7 protein-coding genes and 1 pseudogene are annotated in these 6,505 nt (G+C 64.8%); 2 read left to right on the top strand and 6 right to left on the bottom strand.

Features of this window, described 5'->3' with window-relative positions:
- The first annotated feature begins 110 nt into the window (after positions 1 to 110).
- Positions 111 to 992: a 1,4-dihydroxy-2-naphthoate polyprenyltransferase gene (locus Q4E95_RS10155; RefSeq protein WP_303383196.1), complete on the top strand. Its 882-nt coding sequence runs from the start codon at positions 111 to 113 to the stop codon at positions 990 to 992.
- A 22-nt stretch (positions 993 to 1,014) separates the two neighbouring features.
- Here Q4E95_RS10155 and Q4E95_RS10150 read toward each other — a convergent pair whose 3' ends face one another.
- Complete coding sequence (locus Q4E95_RS10150; RefSeq protein ID WP_303383195.1) at positions 1,015 to 1,293, bottom strand: DUF4229 domain-containing protein; 279 nt, start codon at positions 1,291 to 1,293, stop codon at positions 1,015 to 1,017.
- Positions 1,294 to 1,454: 161 nt separating this feature from the next.
- Here Q4E95_RS10150 and Q4E95_RS10145 point away from each other — a divergent pair, with 161 nt between their 5' ends.
- The gene (locus Q4E95_RS10145; protein WP_303383194.1) at positions 1,455 to 2,018 is read left to right on the top strand and encodes a PLD nuclease N-terminal domain-containing protein; all 564 of its coding nucleotides are present in this window, start codon (positions 1,455 to 1,457) and stop codon (positions 2,016 to 2,018) included.
- A 26-nt stretch (positions 2,019 to 2,044) separates the two neighbouring features.
- On the opposite strand, the gene ccsB is transcribed toward Q4E95_RS10145, so the two are convergent.
- The 5 genes and pseudogenes from ccsB to Q4E95_RS10120 form a co-directional block, all read right to left on the bottom strand.
- Positions 2,045 to 3,166, bottom strand: coding sequence for a c-type cytochrome biogenesis protein CcsB (gene ccsB, locus Q4E95_RS10140; protein WP_303383193.1), 1,122 nt, complete (start codon positions 3,164 to 3,166; stop codon positions 2,045 to 2,047).
- A 7-nt stretch (positions 3,167 to 3,173) separates the two neighbouring features.
- Positions 3,174 to 4,856, bottom strand: a complete 1,683-nt coding sequence (locus Q4E95_RS10135; protein ID WP_303383192.1) for a cytochrome c biogenesis protein ResB — start codon at positions 4,854 to 4,856, stop codon at positions 3,174 to 3,176.
- Positions 4,853 to 5,611: a cytochrome c biogenesis CcdA family protein gene (locus Q4E95_RS10130; protein ID WP_303383191.1), complete on the bottom strand. Its 759-nt coding sequence runs from the start codon at positions 5,609 to 5,611 to the stop codon at positions 4,853 to 4,855. The genes Q4E95_RS10135 and Q4E95_RS10130 overlap by 4 nt, the downstream gene beginning before the upstream one ends.
- Entirely contained in the window at positions 5,608 to 6,249 is a 642-nt protein-coding gene (locus Q4E95_RS10125) for a TlpA disulfide reductase family protein (protein WP_303383190.1), read from the bottom strand. The genes Q4E95_RS10130 and Q4E95_RS10125 overlap by 4 nt, the downstream gene beginning before the upstream one ends.
- Positions 6,250 to 6,290: 41 nt before the next feature.
- Positions 6,291 to 6,505, bottom strand: a pseudogene (locus Q4E95_RS10120) (histidine phosphatase family protein); the annotation flags it as partial.

Below are 6,505 nucleotides of genomic sequence, written 5' to 3'. Positions count from 1 at the left end.
GAGGCGTAGGCACGCCCCGGCCTCCGGGGTGACGGCTACCTCAGCTCCGGGGGGGCGCCCCGCGTGAGAGAATGACTCGGTTCAGTTCACCAGTTTTCGGAGGTACATCCGTGGCCACGCCAGCACAGTGGGTCGAGGGCGCACGACTCAGGACCCTGCCCATGGCCACGGCTCCCGTAATTGCCGGCACCGCCGCCGCCCAGCAAATGCACGCCGCGCACCTGGGGCACGCCGGGTTGGCGCTGCTCGTGGCACTGTTCCTGCAGGTCGGCGTGAACTACGCCAACGATTACTCCGACGGCGTGCGCGGCACCGACGATGACCGCGTGGGCCCGCTGCGGCTCACCGGCTCCGGAGCAGCGCGGCCCGCGCACGTGAAGCGCGCGGCCTTCTTGTGCTTCGGCCTGGCGGCCCTGGCAGGTGCCGCGCTCGTGGTGCTGTCCCAGCAGTGGTGGTTCGCAATCGTGGGTGTCGCCGCCGTCTTCGCGGCCTGGGGGTACACCGGCGGCAAGAAGCCCTACGGCTACCTGGGCCTGGGCGATATCTTCGTGTTCATTTTCTTCGGACTCGTGGCCACACTGGGTACAACGCTCACGCAGGCCGGTCGGCTGAACCTGGACGCCTGGCTCATGGCGATCTCCACGGGCTTGTTCGCGTGCGCCCTGCTGATGGCCAATAACGTTCGTGACATCCCCGGTGACCGCGAGGTGGGCAAGAAGACCCTGGCCGTCCGGCTGGGCGACCCGACCGCCCGCCTGACGTTCACCGCGGAGATGGCCGTGGGCATGTTGTTGCCGCTGCTGTTGGTGCCGTACAACCCGTGGGTCCTGCTCGTCTACGCAATGACCCCGCTGGCCCTGGCGGCCAGCGCCACGGTGCTCAAGAGTGGTGAACGCCGGGCCTTGATCCCCGTGCTCAAACAATGCGGGCTGGTGAACCTGGGCTTCACCGTGCTCTACGCGTTGGCCGTGCTGGTCAACCAGTACGTCTAACCCCGGGAAGTCCGTCCAGGACTCAGATGTCCCTGCGGGCCTGCTGGTCCGTGTAGGAATCCTCGATTTCTTCGTCCTCCAGGGCCACGCGGTTCTTGGGCTTGGGAGCGCGGTCGATCCAGCGGTGAAAGTCCTGGCTGGCTGCCAGGTGCAGTTTGGGGAAAAAGATGTAACAGATCGCAAAAGCGGCCACCACCGCCGCGATGCCGGACAGGATCAGCCCCGCACCCACGTACATGGCGATCACGAACACCACGATCAGGATGCCCAACCGCAACAGGGAGTACTTGAGGAAATTCACGCGACCCAGTCTACCGGCACGCCCTGGACGCCCGCCCCATGCTGCTCATGCTGCTCCAGCACGCGATCATCATCGCAACATGTCATCACCGGCTTCGCCCATGACATAACGCCCAGAAACCGATGCGCTGGCCCTCAGCATGCTGCCCTAGGATTGGCACCATGGGCAGAGCGATACTCATTATCGGAGCAGGCGCCCTCGCCGTGGGTGTGATCATTTATTCACTCATCGAATGCGCCCAAACAGAGAAGTACAAGGTCAGGTCCATCCCCAAGGGTGCGTGGATCCTGGTGATCCTGCTGCTTCCCGTCATTGGCGCGGTCCTCTGGTTGTTCTTCGGCCGTCCCAAGAAGGAGGAGCCCGGCAACCAGCCGCAGCGCGGTCGCGGCCCGGACGATGACCCCCAGTTCCTGCGGAACTTGGAGGAGCGGCGTCGGCAGCAAGCGCATGAGCGCAGGCTCCAAGAGTGGGAGAACGAGCTCAAACGAACGGGACGTCCCCCGGGAGAAAAGCCTCAGCCGCTGGACCCGGATGACCCCCGCCTGAGCGGAGAGGTCCCGGACCACGAGGAAGGCGCCGCCGAGGCAGACACGCAGGGCGAGAAACACCCCGGCAGCGACTCCCCCGGGGATGGTGGGAGCACCGCAGCCGGCGCCGGGGAGGACGGCCCGTGGGACACCGATGAGGGCCCGGAACCGGACACCGCCCCCGGCCATCGCGCCTAGGAATCGACGCGAAACCGACTACCTGCTTACAGGCCCGAGTACGAGTGCAGACCCGGGAAGTACACGTTGACCACGGTGAAGTTGAAGACCACGCAGATGTAGCCGGCGATCGACAACCACGCGGAACGGTTACCGTTCCACCCGCGGGTCACGCGGGCGTGCATGTAGGCGGCGTACACGGTCCAGATCACGAACGTCCAGACCTCTTTGGTGTCCCATCCCCAGAATCGGCCCCAGGCCTGATCGGCCCAAATGGCACCGGCGGCGAGGGTGAAGGTCCAGAACACGAAGCCCACGGAGTTGAGGCGGAACGCAAAGTTCTCCAGGGTGGTCGAGTTGGGGACAACGCGCAGGAACCCCAGTTTGGTGTCCTCACCCGTGGTCACGTTCTTCTCGCGACGGGACTGCAGCAACTGCAGCACCGCCATCGCGAACGTAATGGTGAACAGGCCGGATGCCGCCACGGCAATGGACACGTGAATGATCAGCCAATAGGACTGCAGCGCCGGGGGCAACGGGGAAACCGGGGTGGGGAAGGCAATGGTGGCCGCGCACAGCATGAGCAGCACCAGCCCGGAGACCATGGGTCCCACAAAGCGCAAATCCTTGAAGATCAATGTGACCAGGTAGACGCCCGCCACCACCAGGGCACCCGTGGAGCAGAACTCGTACATGTTGGCCCAGGGAACGCGGTCCGCGGCAATACCACGGGCCACCACGGCGAAGGCGTGCAGCAAAAAGGCGATGCCCATGACCACCACGGCCGCACGGGCGGCAGGGCGGCTGACGGAGTCCTTGTAATTGAGGGCCTCGAACTCGTCCGCGCCCTTGGTTCGCGCGTCGGCGGTGGTGCGGAACTCGCCGGCCACGGAACCGTTGCGAGCGCCGTCGTGGCCCACAGTGCGGCCGGAGGAGGCCGCCGAGACGCTCACGGAACCACCGCGCGAGGTTGCGCCCACGAGCTCCTTGGAATCCTCCCGGCCCACGGCGCTCTGCCGTTGCGCGGCGCGCTCAGCTTCACCGATTGCTTTGGAGTGCGAGGCCATGTCCCACACGAAGGCCACGAACGCGACCAGGTAGGTGAATGCGGCCAGGAGCATGAACCATTCGCTCCAGACGCCTAACGTTTCGTTGATGTTGCTACCCATAGATCACTCACGCCTTATCTGACGAGTTGAGGGGGAAATCGCGCACACCGCGGTCTTCCCACAGCGAGGTCCACAAACCTGTCAGCTTCTCGGCTTCCGCGCCCAAGCGGTGATCCTCACCGCGAGCCAACAGTCCGTATTCCAGAACAGTACACTGCACGCCATTGTGGTCCCGGCCCACATAAGCGCGCACCCATGCCCTGCGACGGGCAATGAACAGGGTCATGATGAGCCCCACGAAAGCGGCCACGAACGAGATGAACGCGGGAATACGTCCGGGGTCGTTGTGGATGTCCAGGCCCACATAGCGCTTGACGTCCACGAACTCGATGGTGCCCTTGCCGTCCGGCAGCTCGGCACTGCGGTTGGCGCCGTCCAGGGTAATGGCACCGTTGTCGGACATCATGGAATTCAGTTCGGTCAGGGCATCCACATCCAGCACAAAGACATTCTGGGCTTGGCCGTTGTCCAAGCCCAGATCCCCGAAGTACGAGGACATGATCAACACCGGATTGCTCAGTCCCGGATCCACCGACCGGGGCATGGACCCTTCGTCCACGACGGCCGTGGGCAACAGCAGGCCCACGAAACCGAGCTGATCCGGGGCGGCGTCGGGCACCTTGAGCACCAGCGAGGACGTGTAGACGGAGTCGGTGGGGATCGTCACCACGGGGCCCTCGTAAGCCACTTTGCCCTGACCGTCCGTCACCCGGATCACCGGGGCGTAACCATTACCCACCAAGTAGAGCTTGGTGCCGCCCACGTTGAGCGGCTCGTTGACCTTGAGTTTCTGGCTCGTGGGCTCCGCACCGGGTTCTTCGGTCACGGTCACGTCCGCCTCGAAATCCGTGGGAGCCCCGTACTGGTCAGGATCCGTGGTGTCACGGTTGAACTCCGCCTGGAAGTTGTCCAGGCGGACCGAGAACGGGTTGAGCCAGTCCGCGGTGAAGTTGGTGCCGGGGGTGAACGAGTCGTAGGCCACCAGTGTGTTCACGAAGGACTCGTCCTCGACAATGATTTTCTGGCCCTTGTAACCGAACAGCGACCCGATTCCCACGGAGAGCAGCACTCCCAACAGCGCCACGTGGAAAAGGATATTGCCCACTTCTTTCCACATGCCGCGTTCGGCACCCACGGACGGTGCATCACCGTCCAGATCGCGGGTGTTCACACGGTAGCCGCGCTTCTTGAGGGTCTTGGCCGCGTCCTGGATGGCCTCCGACGGAGACGGCGCCGCGGCGCCGTCTCGCGCGCCCAGCAGCACCCGGCGGTACTGCGGCAGGCGGGTGAGCCGCTTGGGGGTGCGCGGTGGCTTGGCGCGCCACGCCTTGTAATGCTGGATCGCGCGCGGAATGACGCAGCCGATCAGGGAGATGAACAGCAACAGGTAAATCGCCGAGAACCAGTAGGACGAGAAAACGTCGAACATCTGGAACCGGTCCAGCCACGGACCCGAGGTGGGGTTGGCCTCGATGTAACTGTTGACGGCGTCAGGATCCTGAATCCGCTGCGGGAACAGGGAACCCGGCACGGCTGCAATGGCCAGCATGAGCAGCAGCACCAACGCCGTGGACATCTTGGTCAGCTGTGTCCATGCCCACCGGAGCATTCCCAGGGGGCCGAGGGCGGGCACCGCAACGGAATCGCTGCCACTGCCCTTCTGGTCGCGTTCATCGCGCACCTGTGTCATATCGGCATCACCCAATCGGTAACGAATTCGGCCTGGATCCAGGAAACCAGTGCGGACCATACTCCCGTGGCCATGGCCAGACCAATCAGGACGAGCACGGCACCGCCCACGCGCTGAAGCGTGAGACGGTGACGGCGGAAGAATGTCATGGCACCCATCCCCCGGCGCAGGGCCAGGGCAATGAGGACGAACGGGATGCCCAGTCCCAAACAATAGGCGCTCGTGAGGATCACGGCCTTGCCCGTGGAGGCACCGTCCACGTAAACCAGCGCCTGCACGGCGGCAAAGGTGGGGCCAATGCACGGAGCCCACCCCAACCCGAAGGTCATCCCCAGCAGGGGTGCACCCCACAGACCGGGCGGTGGCCGGCGTTCGATTTTGCGGTCACGCTGGAACCACGAGAAACCGCCCATGAACACGATGCCCATGAGGATCACCAGGATGCCCAGCACCACCATGATCCACTGCTGCCCCAGGAACCAGGCGAAGGCCCCCAGCTGGGCCAGCACCACGGACATCACCACGAACACCGCGGAGAATCCGAGCACGAACAACAGCACACCCGTGAACACGCGCCCACGTCTCTGCTCCTGCAGATCCACACCGGTCAGGCCGGTCACGTACCCCAGGTAGCCGGGGACCAGGGGAAGCACGCACGGTGAGGCGAAGGAAACGAGTCCCGCGATGAGTGCCACCGGTAGCGCGGCAATCAGTGAGCCGTCGAGGATGACCTCGGCGAAGGGATTGCCCGTCATACCTTCTCGGCCACCGTGTGCTTGATGAGCGCGTCCAAAGTGGAATGGTCCGCCTTACCCAACACGCGGGCGGCGACACGACCCTCGGAGTCCAGCACCAAAGTGGTGGGCACGGCCTGCGGCGGAACGTAGTCGCTCAACGCCAACAGCACCTCACCATTGAGATCGGACGCGGAAGGGTACGGAATGTCGAAGGTGCGCTCGAAGGCCTCGGAGGTGGCCTGCTGGTCCCGTAGGTTCACGCCCATGAATTGGGCGTCGCCCTCATATTCCTCGGCCAGGTTCACCAGATCCGGTGCCTCCGCCCGGCAGGGGGCGCAACCCGCGTACCAGAAGTTCAGGACGGCCGGTTCACCGCGCAGCTCCGCGGCGGAGACGGTGGAACCGTCGAACATCTTGGCGTCGAACTCGACCGGTTCGCCGCGCTCCTCGGGGGCGTATTCGCTCACGGAGCCATCGCCGGCCACGTAGCCCTTGCTGCCGCCCTCGTTCGCCTGCTGCGCCAGGTTGTCCGCTTCCGAGCCACCGCACGCGGTCAGCGCCAGCGCGGCGCCCACGCACAACGACGCCGCCGCCACGCGCGTGCGCGAGCGGCTGGATCGGACGGGTTGAGCGGAACGGACTCGGGCCAATTTCACGGGTATGTCACCTGACGGTACGGGGTGGGATTCGGGAGTAATTATGAGCCGGGAAGCTGGTTGACCCCTGGGTAGAGGTGGGCTGCCGGTTCCCGGTAATTCAGCCGCGGAAGCACCGGTTCTGTCACGTCGTCGAAAGTCAGGGACGTGATGGACGCGAGGTTGCACTGACGGCGTCGGGGATCGTGCGGCAGCGGCCGCCCTTCGACCGACAAGCGTGTCAACCAAATGGGTAACTGGTGGGACACCGCGATGG

Source organism: Kocuria sp., from assembly GCF_030536815.1.
Classification (GTDB): domain Bacteria; phylum Actinomycetota; class Actinomycetes; order Actinomycetales; family Micrococcaceae; genus Kocuria; species Kocuria gwangalliensis.
The sequence above is the reverse complement of the archived record's forward strand: the minus strand, read 5'-3'. Positions and strand labels throughout refer to the sequence as shown.